Origin of the sequence: Pantoea sp. RIT413 (assembly GCF_003057675.2) — a bacterium.
GTDB classification, from domain to species: domain Bacteria; phylum Pseudomonadota; class Gammaproteobacteria; order Enterobacterales; family Enterobacteriaceae; genus Pantoea; species Pantoea eucrina.
The window spans coordinates 319,444-337,688 of record NZ_QBJB02000002.1 but is presented as its reverse complement, the minus strand read 5'-3'; the positions used below and the strand labels follow the sequence as shown (position 1 = coordinate 337,688).

Annotated in this window: 15 protein-coding genes; 8 read left to right on the top strand and 7 right to left on the bottom strand. The window is 52.3% G+C overall.

What is annotated here, in order from left to right; translation table 11 throughout:
- The first annotated feature begins 400 nt into the window (after positions 1-400).
- The 6 genes from DBY66_RS05230 to DBY66_RS05205 all read left to right on the top strand — a co-directional run bounded on the left by DBY66_RS05230 (position 401) and on the right by DBY66_RS05205 (position 7,369).
- Positions 401-1,387 (top strand): autoinducer 2 ABC transporter substrate-binding protein, encoded by a 987-nt coding sequence (locus DBY66_RS05230; RefSeq protein WP_065647618.1) that lies wholly within the window; start codon positions 401-403, stop codon positions 1,385-1,387.
- A 249-nt stretch (positions 1,388-1,636) separates the two neighbouring features.
- The gene (locus DBY66_RS05225; RefSeq protein ID WP_108569768.1) at positions 1,637-3,157 is read left to right on the top strand and encodes a sugar ABC transporter ATP-binding protein; all 1,521 of its coding nucleotides are present in this window, start codon (positions 1,637-1,639) and stop codon (positions 3,155-3,157) included.
- On the top strand, positions 3,150-4,139 hold the full coding sequence (locus tag DBY66_RS05220) for an ABC transporter permease (protein ID WP_108569769.1): 990 nt from the start codon (positions 3,150-3,152) through the stop codon (positions 4,137-4,139). Before DBY66_RS05225 ends, DBY66_RS05220 begins: the two co-directional genes overlap by 8 nt.
- Before the next feature lies 1 nt (position 4,140).
- Positions 4,141-5,094 (top strand): ABC transporter permease, encoded by a 954-nt coding sequence (locus DBY66_RS05215; RefSeq protein ID WP_071668180.1) that lies wholly within the window; start codon positions 4,141-4,143, stop codon positions 5,092-5,094.
- A gap of 29 nt (positions 5,095-5,123) precedes the next feature.
- The gene (locus DBY66_RS05210) at positions 5,124-6,764 is read left to right on the top strand and encodes an FGGY-family carbohydrate kinase (RefSeq protein ID WP_108569770.1); all 1,641 of its coding nucleotides are present in this window, start codon (positions 5,124-5,126) and stop codon (positions 6,762-6,764) included.
- Complete coding sequence (locus DBY66_RS05205; protein ID WP_108569771.1) at positions 6,761-7,369, top strand: SIS domain-containing protein; 609 nt, start codon at positions 6,761-6,763, stop codon at positions 7,367-7,369. Before DBY66_RS05210 ends, DBY66_RS05205 begins: the two co-directional genes overlap by 4 nt.
- Positions 7,370-7,570: 201 nt before the next feature.
- Here the strand turns inward: DBY66_RS05205 and DBY66_RS05200 are convergent, their stop codons facing one another.
- Both DBY66_RS05200 and DBY66_RS05195 read right to left on the bottom strand, forming a co-directional pair.
- Positions 7,571-8,149, bottom strand: a complete 579-nt coding sequence (locus DBY66_RS05200) for a DUF4142 domain-containing protein (protein ID WP_071668176.1) — start codon at positions 8,147-8,149, stop codon at positions 7,571-7,573.
- A 430-nt stretch (positions 8,150-8,579) separates the two neighbouring features.
- Positions 8,580-9,674 (bottom strand): NADH:flavin oxidoreductase, encoded by a 1,095-nt coding sequence (locus DBY66_RS05195; RefSeq protein WP_108569772.1) that lies wholly within the window; start codon positions 9,672-9,674, stop codon positions 8,580-8,582.
- 102 nt (positions 9,675-9,776) lie between these two features.
- On the opposite strand from DBY66_RS05195, the gene DBY66_RS05190 reads away from it, so the two are divergent.
- Together DBY66_RS05190 and DBY66_RS05185 are read left to right on the top strand one after the other, a co-directional pair.
- On the top strand, positions 9,777-10,661 hold the full coding sequence (locus tag DBY66_RS05190; protein ID WP_071668195.1) for a LysR family transcriptional regulator: 885 nt from the start codon (positions 9,777-9,779) through the stop codon (positions 10,659-10,661).
- Between the two features lie 435 nt (positions 10,662-11,096).
- Positions 11,097-11,897, top strand: a complete 801-nt coding sequence (locus DBY66_RS05185; RefSeq protein ID WP_233207436.1) for a sugar phosphate isomerase/epimerase — start codon at positions 11,097-11,099, stop codon at positions 11,895-11,897.
- Positions 11,898-11,903: 6 nt separating this feature from the next.
- Here DBY66_RS05185 and DBY66_RS05180 read toward each other — a convergent pair whose 3' ends face one another.
- From DBY66_RS05180 to zigA, 5 genes are all read right to left on the bottom strand, one after another.
- Positions 11,904-12,884, bottom strand: coding sequence for a LacI family DNA-binding transcriptional regulator (locus tag DBY66_RS05180; RefSeq protein ID WP_071668173.1), 981 nt, complete (start codon positions 12,882-12,884; stop codon positions 11,904-11,906).
- A 97-nt stretch (positions 12,885-12,981) separates the two neighbouring features.
- Entirely contained in the window at positions 12,982-14,133 is a 1,152-nt protein-coding gene (locus DBY66_RS05175) for a Gfo/Idh/MocA family oxidoreductase (protein WP_108569773.1), read from the bottom strand.
- Positions 14,134-14,145: 12 nt separating this feature from the next.
- Positions 14,146-15,201 carry a sugar phosphate isomerase/epimerase gene (locus tag DBY66_RS05170; protein ID WP_108569774.1) on the bottom strand — a complete coding sequence of 352 codons (1,056 nt, stop codon included), beginning with the start codon at positions 15,199-15,201 and terminating at the stop codon, positions 14,146-14,148.
- Positions 15,202-15,217: 16 nt separating this feature from the next.
- Positions 15,218-16,456 carry an MFS transporter gene (locus DBY66_RS05165; protein ID WP_108569775.1) on the bottom strand — a complete coding sequence of 413 codons (1,239 nt, stop codon included), beginning with the start codon at positions 16,454-16,456 and terminating at the stop codon, positions 15,218-15,220.
- 335 nt (positions 16,457-16,791) lie between these two features.
- The gene (gene zigA / locus DBY66_RS05160) at positions 16,792-18,012 is read right to left on the bottom strand and encodes a zinc metallochaperone GTPase ZigA (RefSeq protein WP_071668169.1); all 1,221 of its coding nucleotides are present in this window, start codon (positions 18,010-18,012) and stop codon (positions 16,792-16,794) included.
- Between the last annotated feature and the right edge of the window lie 233 nt (positions 18,013-18,245).

Below are 18,245 nucleotides of genomic sequence, written 5' to 3'. Positions count from 1 at the left end.
TTTACGTCGCTTCCCGGTTTGCCGCAAGGCGAAACCGGGGTCTGCCCGCTGCCTTCGTGACCCTGTTCACACTCTGTTCAAATAAAAAGCATAGCCGCTACCAGAATGATGATAAAAACACCGCCGATGGTCCGTTAAGTTAATTTATTGTTAATATATTGACTAATTTATGTTAATAAAATGCAGGTTTTCGGCCCCGTAGAATAGCAACCCGACTCAAAACGGATTTTTATAACTTATTTTTTACATAAAAAACCATTAAATTTAACAAATGTGGGCATTGCTCACATTTCGCTCAAGGGCGAGCGAAAAGCGATACCCCCTTACGTTAATCTCAGAACGTGGATGTGAAAGCTGTCGCCTGTCCCCTTTATCAGAACCTCATAAGAAAGGTACCGAAATGAAATTTAACCTCGCATTAGTCAGTGCATGTGTGGTTTCAGCATGCATGTTATTTACAACACCTTCATTTGCCGCCAAACCTTACGATATCGCCGTCGTTGCCAAAGTTACGGGCATTCCCTGGTTTACCCGTATGGAGGTCGGCGTAAAAGAAGCCGCGCAGAAACTGGATGTCAACGCATACCAGGTCGGTGCGTCTACCCCGGATCCGGCCCAGCAGGTCAAAGTTATTGAAGATTTGATCGCTAAAAAAGTTAACGCAATCATTGTGGTACCCAATGACGCTAAAGTGCTGGAACCGGTGCTGAAAAAAGCCCGCGATCAGGGCATCGTGGTATTAACGCATGAATCGCCGGATCAGCAAATTGGCCAGTGGGATGTCGAAACCATCGACAGCCAGAAATATGCTCAGGCCAACATGGATGAGCTGGCAAAAGATATGGGTGGCAAAGGGGGTTACGCCATTTATGTCGGCTCTCTGACCGTGCCATTGCACAATGCGTGGGCGGATGCTGCGATTAAATATCAGAAAGAGAAGTATCCGGACATGCATGAAGTGACTTCACGTCTGCCGGTGGCCGAAAATATTGATAAGTCATACTCCACCACGCTGGATTTAATGAAAACCTACCCTGACCTGAAGGGGATTATCGGTTTCGGCTCGCTCGGTCCTATCGGTGCCGGTCAGGCTGTTCAGCAGAAACGTGCAAAAAACAAAATTGCAGTTGTCGGTATCGCTATGCCAGGCCAGGCGGCTCCTTACCTGATGCGCGGTGATATTAAGAAAGTTCTGCTGTGGGATCCGAAAGATGCCGGTTACGCCCTGGTGACAGTTGCCGATCAGCTGCTTCAGGGTAAAGAGGTGACTAAAGAGCTGAGTATTGAAAAATTGGGCAAAGCCGATGTAGATATGGACAAAAAAGTGATCCGCTTTAATAAAATTCTTGAAGTCACACCAGAGAATGCGAAATCACTTGGCTTCTGATGGGCCATTTTAATTATTTTATTTTCCGGAGATATATTATCTCCCGCGCTACACCAGGCAAATAGAAACAGATACGGCGTTGTATGCTGTGCTGTATCTGAATTTCTACTGAGAGATTGAAAACCTATATCCTGTATAACCCGGATTGGGTGTGCATGAATTCCTGCGATCACATCCGTCAGTGATCCGCAGGAGTAAGTGCAGCCAAAGCCCCAGCCCGAATATAACCGGTATGCTTAAGGACCTGTGATGGATATGCTCAACGCGCCCCCTGCCCCTGCTGAAGCCTTTATCAGTCTTGAGAAGATCAGTAAAAAATTCCCCGGCGTATTAGCACTGGATAATGTCAGCCTGACGCTCAATAAAGGCGAAGTGCATTGTCTGGCCGGTCAGAATGGCTGTGGCAAAAGCACGATAATTAAAGTTATTTCCGGCGTCTACCAGCCGGAAAAAGGTGCGACGATTACGCTGGACGGAAAACTATTTCATACCCTGACGCCGCAGCTCTCTTCCTGGTACGGTATTCAGGTTATTTATCAGGATCTGTCCCTCTTTCCAAATTTATCGGTAGCCGAAAATATTGCCATTAACCGTTATCTCCCGGGCGGTGATTTTTGGGTACATCGTGAGTCAATGCGCAAAAAGGCTGTAGCGGCGATGCAACGCGTCGGCGTTTCTCTGGATCCGGATCGTAAAGTAGAAAAACTTTCGATCGCCGACCGTCAGTTAGTGGCAATATGCCGCGCCATCGCCGCTGATGCCACGCTGGTGATCATGGATGAACCCACGGCATCACTGACCCGAACCGAGGTCAATGGCCTGCTGCGGGTAGTAAGTGAGCTGAAAGCCGCCGGTATCTGCGTGGTGTTTGTCAGCCACCGTCTGGATGAAGTAATGGAAGTGGCTGACCGTATCAGCGTGATGCGCGACGGCAAAATGGTCGGCACCTGGCCGGCGAGCGAACTCGACAGCAACGAGCTGGCGTTCCTGATGACCGGTCAGCGCTTTACCTACAGCCACCTGCCGCACCGGGCACCTGCCGAAGTTACGCCGTTACTGGAGATCAGCCATCTGAGCCGCAAGGGTCAGTATCATGATATCTCGCTGTCGCTGCGCCAGGGCGAGATCGCATCGATTGTTGGTCTGCTCGGTTCAGGGCGTACGGAACTCTGCCTGAGTCTGTTTGGCATGAGTCAACCAGACAGCGGCGAGATCCGCATCAACGGTAATACGGTGAAATTCCACTCTAACCGCGATGCTATCCGGCACGGTATTGCCTATGTGTCAGAAGACCGTTTGACGCAGGGGCTGATAATGGAGCAATCCATTTACGATAACACGCTGGTATCCATTTTCGACAAGCTGCATACCCGCGCAGGATTGATGGATCATCACAAAGCCGCCCTGGTAGTAAAAGAGCTGATCCGCGATCTGAACATTAAAGTTTCGGACAGCAGTTTACCCGTGAAGACGCTTTCCGGCGGTAATGCACAGCGTATCGCCATCGCCAAATGGGTGGCGACGCAGCCACGTATCCTGATCCTCGATTCGCCGACGGTCGGTGTGGATATTGCCAACAAAGAGGGAATTTACCGCATCGCACGCGATCTGGCGGAGTCCGGCATGGCGGTGCTGATGATTTGCGATGAGATCCCGGAAGCGTATTACAACAGCCATCGCGTGCTGGTAATGCGCAAAGGTAAACTGGTAGCGGAATTTGCGCCGCATCAGAGCAGCGAAGCGCAGATTGCGGAGGTGATTAATGGGTAATAAATCGCTCTCAAAACTGTTTTCACAGCACGAATTCTGGCTGGGATTACTGGTTCTGCTGTTGGTGATTGGTCTGAGCGTCCGCACCAGCAAATTTATGACGCTGGGTAACCTGACGGACGTCGCCACCAGCTACGCCATTCTCGGCATTCTGGCCTGCGGTCTGTTTGTGGTGCTGATCGCCGGAGGTATCGACATCTCCTTCCCGGCCGTAACCTCCATCGGCCAATACGTTATGGCGAGTTACATCATCCATCACGGTGGCAGCTTCCCACTGGCATTTGCTCTGTCGATGGGTACCGGTTTGCTACTTGGGCTGGTCAACGGTTTTCTGGTTTACTGGCTGCGCGTGCCGGCCATCATCATCACCATCGCCACACTGAACCTGTTCTACGGTTTGCTGGTGTATCTCACTAACGGCACCTGGCTGTACGGTTTCCCCGACTGGTTTATGAACGGCATTAACTGGTTCTCCTTCACCGCCGCCGACGGCTACGACTATGGCCTCACTCTGCCGCTTCTCAGCCTGCTGGGGGTGATCATCGCCACCGGGGTACTGATGAACCGGACCCGCGTGGGTCGCCAGATTTACGCTATGGGCAGCAATCGTGATGCTGCTTCGCGTCTTGGTCTGAATATTTTGCGGCTGCATTTCTACGTCTACGGTTTTATGGGTTTGCTGGCGGGAATTGCTGCCGTGGTGCAGGCGCAAATCACTCAGTCAGTCGCGCCTAACTCCCTGCTCGGTTATGAGCTGACGGTCCTTGCCGCTGTAGTTTTAGGCGGTACCAGCATGACCGGCGGGCGTGGTTCGCTGACCGGCACCATTCTGGGCGTGATGCTGCTGGCCTTCCTGCAGAATGGTTTGACCTTACTCAGCATTTCAGCTTACTGGCATCAGGTATTCAGCGGCGTAATCATTCTGGTCAGCATCAGCAGCACCGCGTGGAATGAAAAACGCAAACTGGCAAAGGGAATGTGACATGACAACCATAAACCGACTCTTCCCCGGCGACCGCATCATTCGTTTGCAGTTACTGATTATCGTAGCCGTTGCCGTACTGTTTTCGTTCACGCTGGGCGGCAGCTTCTACAGCGTCGGCAATTTCCAGTCAATCGCTTCACAGTTACCGATTCTGGGCATGCTGGCGCTGGGGATGGGCATTACCATGCTTACCGGCGGTATCAACCTTTCGATCATCGCCGGTGCCAATGCCTGTTCGCTGGTGATGGCGGCCATTCTGGTGGCCCACCCTGACCAGCCGCACTATTTCGCACTGGCGATGCTCGCCGGACTGGCCGTAGCGGTAGTCATTGGCGTGCTCAATGGTGCGCTGATCGCATATATCGGCGTTTCGCCGATTCTGGCGACGCTCGGTACTATGACACTTATCGCCGGGCTGAATATTCTGCTGACCAACGGCACAGTGCTTTCCGGTTTTCCAGCGGCCATTCAGTATCTCAGTAACGGTAGCCTGATGGGCATTCCGGTTGCGCTGCTGTTATTCCTGCTGGTAGCACTGCTGCTGTGGGTCCTGCTGGAACATACCACGCTGGGTCGCAGCCTGTATCTGATGGGCTCCAATGAACAGGCTACGCGCTTTAGCGGTGTTAATACGCACAAAGTCACCATCGCAGTGTACGTGCTTTCGGCGCTGCTCGGATGGGGTGCAGCACTGCTGATGATGTCCAAATTTAACTCGGCGAAAGCGGGTTACGGCGATGCCTATTTACTGGTGACCATTCTGGCCTCTGTGCTCGGCGGAATTAACCCTGACGGCGGTTTTGGCCGGGTCCTCGGGCTGGTGCTGGCGCTAATCGTTCTGCAAATGCTGGAGAGCGGCCTGAATCTGATGGGCGTCAGCAGTTACCTGACCATGGCGCTGTGGGGATGCGTTCTGATCCTGTTTATCGCTCTGCAAAACAGAAAATCATAAGCGAAAGCTTTCTAAAAAAAGGAAAGAACATGGCGAGTTATTTTATCGGCGTAGACGTAGGAACCGGCAGCGCCCGCGCAGGGGTTTTCGATATGAGTGGTCGTATGCTCGGTCAGGCCAGCCGTGAGATCACATTATACCGCCCGAAAGCCGATTTTGTTGAGCAATCTTCCGACGAGATCTGGCAGGCCGTTTGTAACGCGGTAAGAGACGTAGTCAGTCAGGCGGATATTAACCCGATTCAGGTGAAAGGCATCGGTTTTGACGCGACCTGCTCGCTGGTGGTGCTGGATAAAGAGGGCAATCCCCTGACTGTCAGCCCATCAGGACGCAGTGAACAAAATATTATTGTATGGATGGATCATCGCGCCATCACTCAGGCAGAACGCATCAATGCCACCGGCCATCGCGTACTGGAGTTTGTCGGCGGGATTATCTCTCCGGAGATGCAGACACCCAAACTGCTCTGGCTAAAACAGCACATGCCGACCACCTGGAGCAACGTCGGACATCTGTTCGACCTGCCTGATTTTCTTACCTGGCGCGCCACGCAGGACCCCACGCGCTCGTTATGTTCCACCGTCTGCAAATGGACATATATCGGTCACGAAGACCGCTGGGATCCCGGCTATTTTCGTCAGATCGGTCTGGACGATTTGCTGGAAAACAACGCATCAAAAATCGGCAGCGAAGTGAAAGCTATGGGTGAGCCGCTGGGGCATGGGCTGACACAGCGCGCTGCCGCAGAGATGGGACTGATAGCGGGTACCGCAGTCAGCGTCTCGATTATTGATGCTCACGCAGGCAGTCTTGGCATTCTTGGCGCCAGTGGTGTATCCGGCGAATCAGCGGATTTTGACAACCGCATCGCACTCATTGGCGGCACATCTACGGCGCATATGGCGATGTCGCGTAGCGCGCGCTATATTGGCGGCATCTGGGGGCCGTATTATTCAGCAATTCTGCCGGATTGCTGGTTGAATGAAGGCGGACAATCCACTACCGGCGCGTTGATTGATCATGTGATTCAGTCGCATCCCTGCTATCAGGATCTGCTTAAACAGGGTAAAGACAGCGGTAAAAACATCTATGAGGTTCTCAACGGCATTCTGCGCAGCATGGCGGGCGAATCAGAGAATATTGCGTTTCTGACTAAAGACATTCATATGCTGCCCTATTTTCACGGCAATCGCTCACCGCGCGCCAACCCGACGCTGACTGGCACGCTGACGGGCCTGAAATTATCACGTACGCCGGAAGACATGGCGCTGCATTACCTCGCCACCATTCAGGCGCTGGCGCTCGGCACTCGCCACATTATTGAAACCATGAACCAGAATGGTTACTGCATTGATACTATGATGGCGTGTGGTGGCGGCATCAAAAACCCAATCTTTGTGCAGGAGCATTCCAATGCGACGGGCTGCGCGATGCTGTTGCCGGAAGAGAGTGAAGCGATGCTGCTTGGCAGCGCAATGATGGGCACCGTCGCGGCGGGCGCTTATGAATCGTTGCCAGAAGCGATGGCTGCCATGAGCCGCATTGGTAAGACCATCACGCCACAGACAAACAAAATCAAAGAGTATTACGATCGTAAGTACCGCGTCTTCCATGAGATGTATCATGACAGTATGAAATACCGGCATCTGATGCAGGGGGAAACGCAATGAATGCGGGTGAAGAATTTGCCCTGGCGTGTCAGGGCTGGCAGACCTACAGTCAGGAGTTACTGGCGCTGCAGCGTCATCTCAATGCCGCGACCTGGCAGCAGCTGCTGATGCTGATCACCGGCTGCAAGGGAAAAATTGCCGTGACGGGCGTTGGCACCTCGGGCATCGCCGCCCGAAAAATCGCCCACATGCTGGCATGCGTCGAGCAGCCGGCAGTGTATCTCAGCGCTACCGATGCGGCCCATGGCGATCTGGGCTTCATGCGCAGCAACGACCTGATGATCCTGATATCGCGAGGCGGCAACTCTGAAGAACTGACGCGCCTGCTACCGACGCTTAAAACCAAAGGCGTGACGATTATTAGCGTGACGGAGAACCCGGACTCAGCCATTGCCCGCGCCGCCACGCTGGTGGTTAAAACACATATCCAGCGTGAAATCGACCCGCTTAATATGTTAGCCACTACCTCTATTGTGCTGGTGCTGGCGGTGTTTGATGCGCTGTGCGGCAACATTATGCTGCGTAACGGCTTCGATCAGAAGCGGCTGCTGAACGTTCATCCGGGTGGCAATGTTGGTAAAACGTTGCGCGAACAGGATGTGTGAACAGGACGTTAATTGTTTTATCTCATCTGGTCCGTCAGCCATACCCGCCAGTAGATATGCCGCGTGCAGCGATTATACCAACGATAAAACCGGGTGATAGCCCGGTTTGTCCCTTTTTCAGCAATCTCGCTTATAGGGTATTACCGGCTGCGCTTTTTTCCGCAACGCCATCAACGCAGGTTGCGGGAGCGCGCAAGATAGTTATTTACCGGCTTGTGACATCTGTTCGGCAGACTTCAGATGCTCTTCAACAACCGGCGTGTGTGCGTCAGCCAGTGCTTTGACATCGGGATCCTTAATCATTTTGGCGTCACTCTGCAGGGTCGACAGCACCATCTTGTGATCTTTCGTGCCGGCGTTAGTCATATACATCTTGTCAAATGCGGCACCGCTCTGTTTTTCCAGCTGAGCGGCCATCGTTTTGTGCTTCGCATCCGGTTCAGTCGGCAGCGTTACGCCTTTTTGCCCGGCGACCGTCTGAACTTTGGTCAGCGCAGCGCTGTGATCGTCTACCATTTTTTGTGCATAGGCCTTCACTTCGCTGCTTTCCGCTTTCGTCAGCGCAATTTTGCCGGCAGCGACTTCATTGATATTAGCCTGCGCCATATCCTTCAGCGCTTTTTCATCGCTGGCGCTCAGTTTGCCGCCCGCTGCGCTCTGGCCTGCAGCACCATCCTGCACGGTGCTGGCTGGCGTCTGAGCATATACGCCAGCTGTGCTGAACATGGCGACAACTGCTGACAGAACCAGTACTGTTTTCAACGTTTTATTCTTATGCATATTATTCTCCAGAATATCGATGAGGTGGCTGACGTCTGGCTATTAACCATACGCAGCCATGCAGGGAAATCAGAAGTGCATTAATCAGTATAGACAGTGATAAAGAGAGGGGGTTTTACCGCGCTGAATTCCGCGCAATCTATTGGAGACAGGTCACGATAAGATCATTTAAAGCGAGCCGCAAAAAAACCAGCTCGTGTTAAAAAATACAATGAAGATATTTTATATTAATCAACTGAACAGGCAGGTTTTATATCAGTCCGGGCCTCCCTGGTAATAAGACCCGGATTTTTCAGACAGAACGTTTACTCATTCAGCAGGGGCAACCTGCTCACGGACGCTTAAAGATGCCATGCATCTCAAAAAAAATAGTTTTCTTTGTTCCGTCATCCACTATTTATCTTCTGATATCACCTGCGCAGATTGAATATCAGATCTGTTCTTTTTCCTTTATGTCCGCAACTGGCGAAAGAATATCCTCAGGCAGACTCTCAAGCGGTAAATTGCTCTCAACTTTGTGAGGCCAGTCAGGATTAGCCAGCGCAGCCTTACCGATAGCAACTAAATCAGCGCCCATACCGAGCAGTTGTTCTGCCAGCTTACCATCATCAAGGCCGCCATTAGCGATAATCACAGTATCCGGAGCCGCTTCCCGCGCAATTTCAACAAGACTTCTCTGACCATCTTCAAACGCAGGCAACCACGATTTGTATTCAGTTATATGAATGTAATCGACGCCGGCTGCGGCAAGCAGAGTAAAAATTGTTCTGGCTCCGCTCTCACCCTCTTTCCATTTATGATGAAAATCATTTACTTTTCCCTGCGAAATTCTGACGCCCAGCACGCTATCCGTACCGATTTCTTTGCGCACCGCGCGGATAACGCTTAGCGTAATAGCCAGACGATTTTCGAGTGTCCCACCCCATTCATCGCTGCGCGCATTGGTATAATCTGTCAGGAACTGGTCAAGCAGATAACCATTAGCCGCATGAATCTCCACTCCATCGAATCCGGCCTTGCTCACGGCCCGCCCGGCGCTATCAGCAAAACTGGTGATAATTGCCTGAATCTGCTGTTCACCCAGTGCCTCAGGTATGCCGTACTCACCAGAACCATGATAGAACTCCAGCTGCTGACCTTTAGGTTTTATGGCTGAAGGCGCCGCGGTACCAGGGCGATAAATATTGTGCTGAGACAGCGCGCCAGCATGGATCAGCTGAGCAATAATGCGCGCACCGGCGTTATGAGAATGCCTGACAATCTGTTTCCAGCCTGATATCTGCTCATCATTAACTATGCCCGGCTGAAACGCATAGGTCTGCGACCATGCCGTATCGATATAGATACCCTCAGTAATCAGGGCGCCAAATCCACCACGCGCAAACCGGGTGTAGTAATTCAGCATCTTTTCTCCCGGCACACCGCTTTCCGAAGCGGAAATACGCGTCATGGGAGCGACCATAATCCGGTTTTTAAATATGACATTTCCAATAGAAGCAGTATCGAACAGTGAAGTATGTGGCATGGAAAATACTCTCAGTTAATTATAATGAATGCCATTATAATAGAGACTGAAGGAGAATATAAACGCGACTTAAAGCATCACTGTATAACGGAATCAGATATAATGAATGTAAAGCATATTGAATTATTCATCGTTCTTGCTGAAACCTGTAACCTGAGCCGGGCTGCGCGAAGACTGGGCATGAGCGCAATGACCGTTTCCCGGCACCTTGCTCAGCTTGAAAAGGATCTGGGCGTACGGCTGTTTCAGCGCACAACCCGTGCTGTGTCGCTAACCAGTGAAGGTGAAGAGTTTCTTCCCTACGCCAGAACTATCACCGAGGCGGAACAAAGCGCCCGGGTCATGTTCAATAATGAAATTGCCGGGGCATCAGGCTTGCTAAAGATGTCGGCTCCGTCAGGTATTGGCCGGCGCAACATTCTGCCCCTGCTTCCGGAATTGATGAAAAAAAATCCAAAATTGAAAATCGATCTCAACCTTAGCGATGACGTGGTTGATATTGTAGGGCAAGGTTATGACGTAGCGATAAGAGTGGCACCACTCAAAGATTCCAATCTGATTGCACATAAACTCAGTAATAACCCGCGTATCCTTTGTGCATCACCAGAATATATTTCGCAATATGGCCAGCCTGTAATTCTGGCAGACCTTTCTGATCACTGGTGTCTCAAAACGGCAATGGTGGCGCAATGGACGTTTATACAGAATACCGCAACCATAAATTATGTTTTTGACCCACGATTCACCTGTAATAGCGTTGAGGGTGTACGATCAATGTGTAAAGCAGGGGCCGGAATTGCTCAGCTGACAAAAGTTGATGTTGAGCAGGAGCTGGCGAAAGGCGAGCTTATCGAAATACCGCTGAAAGATGCAGAGCCACACATGCTGGCAATTTGGGCACTATTGCCAACTAAACGCTATCTTCCCTGCCGCGTAACTCTTTTTCTTGAAGCATTAAAAGTTTCACTGAGCGGGTTATCATCCTGAAGCTAACAGGATTAGCGGCGAAAGAGTGCCTGAAGGTAAAATAGAGCCTGTTATACAGGTGTACAGCGGCACACTATCGAACTATTTCTGAGCAGGCAGACGCAATGCTCTGCCAGATAACCAGGCCCCGAAAGGCCTGTTCAGATTCTGTGGATTCAGGAACATGGATGGAAGGCCTGCCATTCTCCGAAAAATCTGGATAAAAATGATGTGATGACGCGCAATTTTAAATACCGGAAAATCACGCTGCCGCAAATTTCCAGAACCACCCTGCTTTAAGATATGAGTTCAGTCACAAATTTTTGTATCCGTTGAGCATTCCAAAAGTAATCGATTACTTTTTGCGTTAATTTTGTAATCGATTACTTTTTGGAAACGGGAAAAATTATGCTTCGTCACTTAGTCTTTAGCACCTGCCTTCTGGCTTCAACAGCAATGACTTCCACTGCTGCTTTGGCAGTGAATGTGGATGACAGTATCGCTCTGCAGATGTATACCCTGCGCAATGCCGGTCCGGCAGAAAAACAATTTGCCATGGCGCATGATGCCGGGTTTAAGCACGTAGAAATAGTCGGAACGCACGACCTCAGCGCTAAACAGTTAAGCTCCCTGCTGAAAAAGAACGATCTTACCGTTACCTCAGCGCACGTGCAGCTTTCAGCACTGGAAACAAATTACGCCGAAACGGTCGCCTTTAATAAATCAGTTGGCAATAGCACTATCGTTGTCCCATGGATTGAGCCGCAGGATCGTCCTGACAGTTCTCAGGGCTGGATCGACTTTGCCAGACGTCTGGATGCGATGGGAGCAAAACTGCGCCATGATCGCCTGCAACTTGCTTACCACAATCATAACTTTGAAATGAAAAAATATGGGGGTGTAACGGCACTGGAAATTATCCTGAATCACTCTTCACCGGATAATCTCAAACTTGAGATGGACGCAGCCTGGGTATCGCGCGGTGGTCAGGATCCGCTTCGTTTTCTCAACGCCTATCCGGGACGGGTTTATGCCATTCACGCTAAAGACAATGCCTCAATCGGCATCCGGGACGATGAAATGAACTTTGCGCCCTTGGGTGAGGGATTACTGGACTGGTCAGCCATTCTGCCTGCAGCCAAAAACAGCGGCGTAAAGTGGTTTATCATTGAGCATGACAAACCAAAAGACGCGTGGAGCATTATCAGCACGTCACTGCGTAACCTCCGGGCCGCACTGCAAAAACAGCCGCATTGAGATTGTTTATGCGCTGGCTCGCTTAATCAGGTGGCCCTGCAGAATGACGCGTTGCGCCGCGGAGTCAGGCTGGTCTATCTTCTGCTGAATCAGCCTGAAAGCTTCACGGCCAATATCCCTCGAGGGCTGTGCCAGCGTGGTCAGCGGCGGCGAGATCATCTCCGCCAGCTCAGTGCCGTCAAACCCGGCTACCGCTATGTCACCGGGCACGCTATAACCAGAGGCCTGTATTGCCGCCATTGCACCCGCTGCCAGCGTGTCTGATACCGCAAATACCGCATCAGGGATCTCATCAGCGGCAAGCAGAGTCATCATTGCCTGCCTGCCTGCACTGAAACTCAGTTCACTGGCATAGCTGATGCCCTGCCAGTCCAGATTGTGCTCGTCCAGTTGAGACAGATATCCCTGCTGGCGCAGGCGCGCATATTTATAGCTGAGATCGTGATTTATCAGGGCTATACGTCTGCGACCCTGATCCGCCAGATAACCCACCACCTGCTGTGATGCCTCGCTGTCGTTAATGCCGACGCAGGATATGTCACCGGCATCAGCATACTCTGCGCACTGAACCCAGGGCGTATCAGCAATCAGATGGCTCAGCTCCGGCAGCTTGCTAAAAGCGTCCATGGTAATGATACCGTCAACCATTTTCCCCGACAGCAGCTGCAGGCTGGAACGGGAGCGCTCAATGTCCGAACCGGAATTGCACAGAAGAATGCGGTAACCGTTCTTCTCTGCCTCTTCTTCGATGCCTTTGACCACCTCGGCACAAAACGGATTCGAAATGTCGGACACCATAACCAGAATCATTGAGCTGCGCGCGGTGCGCAACTGGCGTGCCAGCAGGTTAGGCTGATAATTACTCGCTTTGATGGCCTGAAGCACTTTTTCGCGGTTGGCGTCTTTAACCGTATCGCTGTTGTTTAATACGCGTGACACCGTTGCAACGGAAACACCCGCCAGACGGGCGATTTTTTGAATGGACATGGAAGGATCCGGACCGAAACATATAGCACACAGGCTACCATAAAACCGCGCGAACAATAAGTTAACCCGGTCTGTGCAGGACGGACCGGGTTGTGTATCAGCAATTAACGCTGACCCAGCGTTGTTCCCTGTGACTCTGCACGATGGCTTCAACGATCGCCATCACCTGAGCACCATCGCGAAAGGTGGCATAGGTGGTATCCTGCGGAGCAGGCGCTCTTCCCTGCTCCACTGCCTGATAAAACTGCTGCATCATGGCGCGGAACGCATCCGGCCAGCCTTCGATGTGTCCCCCGGGAAAACGTGCGCGGCGGGCCACGTCAGGATTCATCAGGGCAGGATCGTCTGACAAAAGCTGGTTAGCCTTATGCCGGTATCCCAGCCACAGCTGCTGGGGTGTTTCCTGATCCCAGGCCAGCGACGCCTGGCTGCCATTCACTTCCAGGCTGAGGCGATTTTTGCGACCGGCTGAAACCTGCGAGACGCTAAAGCTCCCTTTACTGCCGTCATCAAAGCGGAACAGCACAAAGCCCATGTCTTCTGTGGTGACCTCGCGGGACTCATATTGTGCCTCCTCGTTCTGCGTGCCAAAAGTGCCGGCGGCAGCCAGGCTGGCTTTGCGCGTGGGCCAGACTATCGATAAATCGGCCATCACCTCCACGATTTTACGTCCGGTGACAAACTGAATGGTATCGCACCAGTGCGAACCGATATCCGCTACGGCCCGCGAGGCGCCGCCCTTTTCTGCATCCACGCGCCAGTTATAGTCGGTCTCTTCCAGCATCCAGTCCTGCAGGTAGCTACCCTGAGCCGAAAACAAACGCCCCAGCTGCTGGTAGCGCACCATACTGGCTGCCTGCTGTACCATGGCAAACTGGCGATAGACAAAGCTGACCCCGTTTACCACGCCCGCCTTTTCAGCCAGCTCAACCAGCTCACGCGCTTCATCCATGGTCATGCACAGGGGCTTTTCAGAGAAAACATGTTTGCCGGCGCTGATGATTTGCCGGTTTATTGCTGCATGGAGATGATTTGGCGTGCAGTTATGCACAGCGTGCAGCCCTTCATGCTGTAAAAACGCCGCGACGTCGCTGTAGGCGTGCGGCACGTTCAGCTCTGCTGCACGCGCCTCGGCCGCGCTCTGGCTGGTATCACAGATGGCCACCACGTTAATGTTGCCGAGACGGCGTAACGCCTCAATATGCGCCGGTCCGATAAAACCAGTGCCGATAATCCCTGTGTTAATCACTTAAATCCCCTCTTATTTCAGACCCAGCTGGGCGCGTACCCCGGCGGTATCCTGTTGTCGTGCGGCGAAGTCGTCAAATGCGCGATCGGCAACCGGAATAATGTGGCGCTGAATAAATTCGGCTCCCTCAAGTGCGCCGGTGTCGCTCTCTTTCAGGCAGCACTCCCACTCGAGCACCGCCCAGCCGTCGTAGTCGTACTGCGCCAGCTTGCTGAAGATCCCTTTGAAATCAACCTGACCGTCGCCCGGTGAGCGGAAACGCCCGGCACGATCGATCCAGCGCTGATAGCCGCCGTACACGCCGCTGCGACCGTTAGGCAGATACTCGGCGTCTTTCACGTGAAACGCTTTGATGCGCTGATGATAAATATCAATGAACTGCAGATAGTCGATATGCTGCAGCAACAGATGGCTGGGATCGAACAGGATGTTGCAGCGTGGATGATAATTCACCGCCGCCAGAAAACGGTCAAACGTCACGCCATCGTGCAGGTCTTCACCCGGATGAAGCTCGTAACAGAGATCAACGCCGTGACGATCAAACTCTTCCAGAACCGGCAGCCAGCGGCGCGCCAGTTCGGCGAACGCCTCTTCCAGCAGAGCCGGATTGTGCGGCGGCCAGGGATAGACATAGGGCCACGCCAGCGAACCGGAAAAGGTTGCATGCGCGCGCAGCCCCAGCTTTGCCGAAGCCGCCGCAGCCTTTTTTATCGTCTCAATAGCCCAGGCCGTGCGCTTTGCGTTATCTCCGCGTACGTGTTCCGGTGCAAAGCCATCAAATGCCGCATCATGCGCAGGATGAACCGCAATCAGCTGTCCTTCCAGATGCGTTGAAAGCTCGCTGATTTCCAGACCGTATCCTGCCAGTAATGTCGTGACCTCATCGCAATAGGACTGGCTGGCTGCAGCACGCTCAAGGTCAAAAATGGCCGGATGATTACAGGGGATCTGCAATGCCCGATATCCCAGGTCTGCAGCCCATTTCGCCAGCCCCTCCAGCGAATTAAACGGGGCCTGTTGTCCGATAAACTGCGAAAGAAAAATGCCAGGTCCTTTTAACGTTTTCACGTACACCTCCGGTTAATCAAACCGCTTCATCCCGGTATTTAAAGGAGAAGAGGAAAAGAATGGCGATCGCCGCTGCTGCAATAGCCGGGACCCACCAGAACGTTGCCCAGTTTTCTGCCGTGCCCTGGCCGGCAACCAGGTTGTTGTAAAGTGCGCCAGAAATCTGTGAGCCCAGCAGCATGCCAATGCCGTAGGTGAACATCACTACCATGCTCTGCGCCTGCCCCTTGACCTTTTCGCCAGCGATCCTGTCGGTGTAGATGAACCCCACCACGAAAAAGAAGTCGTAGCAGACACCGTGCAGCAGAATGCCCAGGTAGATCAGCGCGCGGCCCTCATCGTTCATACCCATCGCAAACAGCGCATAGCGCACGAACCATGCCAGCATCCCGACCAGCAGCATGTATTTCACGCCGAGGCGGCGGAACAGTAATGGGATCACCAGCATGAAGAAAATTTCAGACATCTGACCGAAGGACATCGCGGTGCTGACATTTGACACGCCGGCGTCTGCCAGCCATGAGGCGGTATAGGCATAGTATGTGCCCAGTGGAATAGAGATCAGGGTGGCGCACAGCGCGAACACAAAAAAGTGCCGGATTTTAAGCAGTGCAAACGCATCCGCGCAGAACAGATCGCGGACCTTTAGCGGTAACCCTTTGGCGGGTGCCGGGGTATGGGGTAGCGTCAGGCTATAGATCGCGAGTGCCACAGAGCAGACCGACGCAACGGTGAAGATCGACGTGCTGGCAGAAATGCCGGCAAACCCAATAAAAATGCCGGCCACAATCCAGCCAATCGTCCCGAACACGCGCACCACCGGAAAACTTTTGTCGCTGCGGGCCAGGCTGTGAAAGGCAATGTTATTGGCAAGCGCCAGGGTGGGCATAAAGCACAGCGTATAACCAAATAACAGGGCGATGAGCAGCGCACCGTTCCCGGCCACCAACGCAGACGGGATAAACCACAGGATCATTGCGCCGGCAAGATTCATTACCGCCATGACTTTTTGCGAAGGAAAGAACCGGTCTACGAGCATGCCCAGCACAAAAGGAGACAGGATCGAGGCTATCGGCCCTGCTGAAAAAGCATCACCAATCAACAACGACATATTATGCTGCGCCATCACCAGCCCGAGCGTAACGGACCAGCTTCCCCAGATAAAAAACTGCATGAACATCATCAATGAGAGGCGAGGGATCAGTAAACGCTGTTGTGCCATTGCCTCCTCCCTGCCTGTTGCTGTAGTAGTCATACTCTCCTCACACTTTAAAGTAATCGATTACATTTTTGAATATGTATAAAGTAATCGATTACAAATGGAGTTTCCGTCTACCTGATCACACATTACATTTAATTACTTCCTGACCCGATTCGTTAAGATGCTGAGTTTCTGACGCAGCGCCTGAGGCAAACACGTTGTTATTCAAAATAGTCAAAACTTGTCTGACAGGCGCAAATTTTCCTGACCATCCTTCGCACTGGATCAAACCAGTAGCACTCAATCGCGATCAAATTACAGACCAAAAACCATATCCCCTTAGGGCAGCAGCAAATCAGAAGAGCTGGCCCTGAGCCAGCTTTCTGTTATCAGTTGAACCAGGGCTGGAAAGGATCGTGAAGCGTTGCCCAGCTGTCAGACCCGGCCTGCATCTCTTCGTCGGTTAACAGCGCGCTGTTCAGTTTCAGCCGAAGCTGAGGTTCATCCATACCGATGCCAATGAAGACCAGCTCCTGTCGCGCATCACCGGTATCCTCAGCCCAGTTTTGTATGATGTAATCACGTGACTCTCTATCTTCCGGCCAGTGCTGTTGCGGCACGTTGGCCCACCACATGCCTGCCAGCCCCTGACGACTCACGCCTCCCGCCTGAGACCAGGAGCCGGCATATCCGGGCCGGCTGGCAAGCCAGAAAAAGCCTTTCGATCGCACAATGCCTTTCATATCGTTTTCAATCACGTTCAGGAAACGGTCCGGATGAAACGGACGACGGGCGCGAAAGACGAAGTTATGAATGCCATACTCTTCTGTTTCAGGCGTGTGTTCGCCCCGTAGCTCCCTGAGCCAGCCCGGCGCCTGAGCCGCCGCGTCAAAATCAAATAATCCGGTATTTAGTACGTTATCCAGTGCGACCCTGCCAAATTCGGCGTTAACGATTTTGGCTCGGGGATTAAGAGAGTGCAGAATCGCCATCAGACGCGTTTTATCTGCTTCGCTGATCAAATCTATCTTGTTCAGGATCAACACATCGCAAAATTCGATCTGGTCGACAAGCAGATCCACGACCGTGCGCTCATCTTCCTCACCCAGCGACTCGCCGCGAGCCTGGATGCTTTCATCAGACTCATAGTCGCGAAGGAAATTGTAGCCATCAACAACCGTTACCATGGTGTCAAGCAAGGCAACTTCGGAGAGGCTCTGGCCGCTGTCATCGGCGAATGTGAAGGTTTCCGCCACCGGCAGCGGTTCAGAAATACCGGTGGATTCAATCACCAGATTATCGAAGCGCCCTTCCTGCGCCAGCCGGTTAACTTCCAGCAGCAGATCTTCGCGCAGCGTGCAGCAGATACAGCCGTTACTCATCTCTACCAGCTTTTCATCTGTGCGCGACAGTTCTGCGCCGCCCTCTCTGAGCAGCGCTGCGTCAATATTGACCTCTGACATGTCATTGACGATAACGGCCACGCGACGGCCTTCGCGATTATTCAGAATGTGATTCAGTAACGTCGTTTTCCCTGCGCCCAGAAATCCGGACAGAACGGTAACAGGTAACTTTTTAAACTGGCCAGCGTGTGGCGTGCAATCAGACATGACATGCTCTCCTGAAATGAACTGCTGAGTTCGTGGTCGCCAGCGAGCTGACAAACAAGCCGGACGACAGATTTATTTATTGTTATGTTATAACATAACCTTCGCGCTTGTCATTGACTCAAATGCGTATTGAGTTAACGCCAGGTATTTCAGAGCGTTTTTTACACGCGCTACCTGCCGGGAAAACAGATACTGCAGCAGGCTACAAAGCTCGCCGGTGATTGACAAAAGCC

Excerpts from the sequence above, each read along its gene's own strand:
- DBY66_RS05230 (WP_065647618.1), top strand. The coding sequence starts at position 401 with ATGAAATTTAACCTCGCATTAGTCAGTGCATGTGTGGTTTCAGCATGC.
- DBY66_RS05225 (WP_108569768.1), top strand. The coding sequence starts at position 1,637 with ATGGATATGCTCAACGCGCCCCCTGCCCCTGCTGAAGCCTTTATCAGT.
- DBY66_RS05220 (WP_108569769.1), top strand. The coding sequence starts at position 3,150 with ATGGGTAATAAATCGCTCTCAAAACTGTTTTCACAGCACGAATTCTGG.
- DBY66_RS05215 (WP_071668180.1), top strand. The coding sequence starts at position 4,141 with ATGACAACCATAAACCGACTCTTCCCCGGCGACCGCATCATTCGTTTG.
- DBY66_RS05210 (WP_108569770.1), top strand. The coding sequence starts at position 5,124 with ATGGCGAGTTATTTTATCGGCGTAGACGTAGGAACCGGCAGCGCCCGC.
- DBY66_RS05205 (WP_108569771.1), top strand. The coding sequence starts at position 6,761 with ATGAATGCGGGTGAAGAATTTGCCCTGGCGTGTCAGGGCTGGCAGACC.
- DBY66_RS05200 (WP_071668176.1), bottom strand. The coding sequence starts at position 8,149 with ATGCATAAGAATAAAACGTTGAAAACAGTACTGGTTCTGTCAGCAGTT.
- DBY66_RS05195 (WP_108569772.1), bottom strand. The coding sequence starts at position 9,674 with ATGCCACATACTTCACTGTTCGATACTGCTTCTATTGGAAATGTCATA.
- DBY66_RS05190 (WP_071668195.1), top strand. The coding sequence starts at position 9,777 with ATGAATGTAAAGCATATTGAATTATTCATCGTTCTTGCTGAAACCTGT.
- DBY66_RS05185 (WP_233207436.1), top strand. The coding sequence starts at position 11,097 with ATGACTTCCACTGCTGCTTTGGCAGTGAATGTGGATGACAGTATCGCT.
- DBY66_RS05180 (WP_071668173.1), bottom strand. The coding sequence starts at position 12,884 with ATGTCCATTCAAAAAATCGCCCGTCTGGCGGGTGTTTCCGTTGCAACG.
- DBY66_RS05165 (WP_108569775.1), bottom strand. The coding sequence starts at position 16,456 with ATGACTACTACAGCAACAGGCAGGGAGGAGGCAATGGCACAACAGCGT.
- zigA (WP_071668169.1), bottom strand. The coding sequence starts at position 18,012 with ATGTCTGATTGCACGCCACACGCTGGCCAGTTTAAAAAGTTACCTGTT.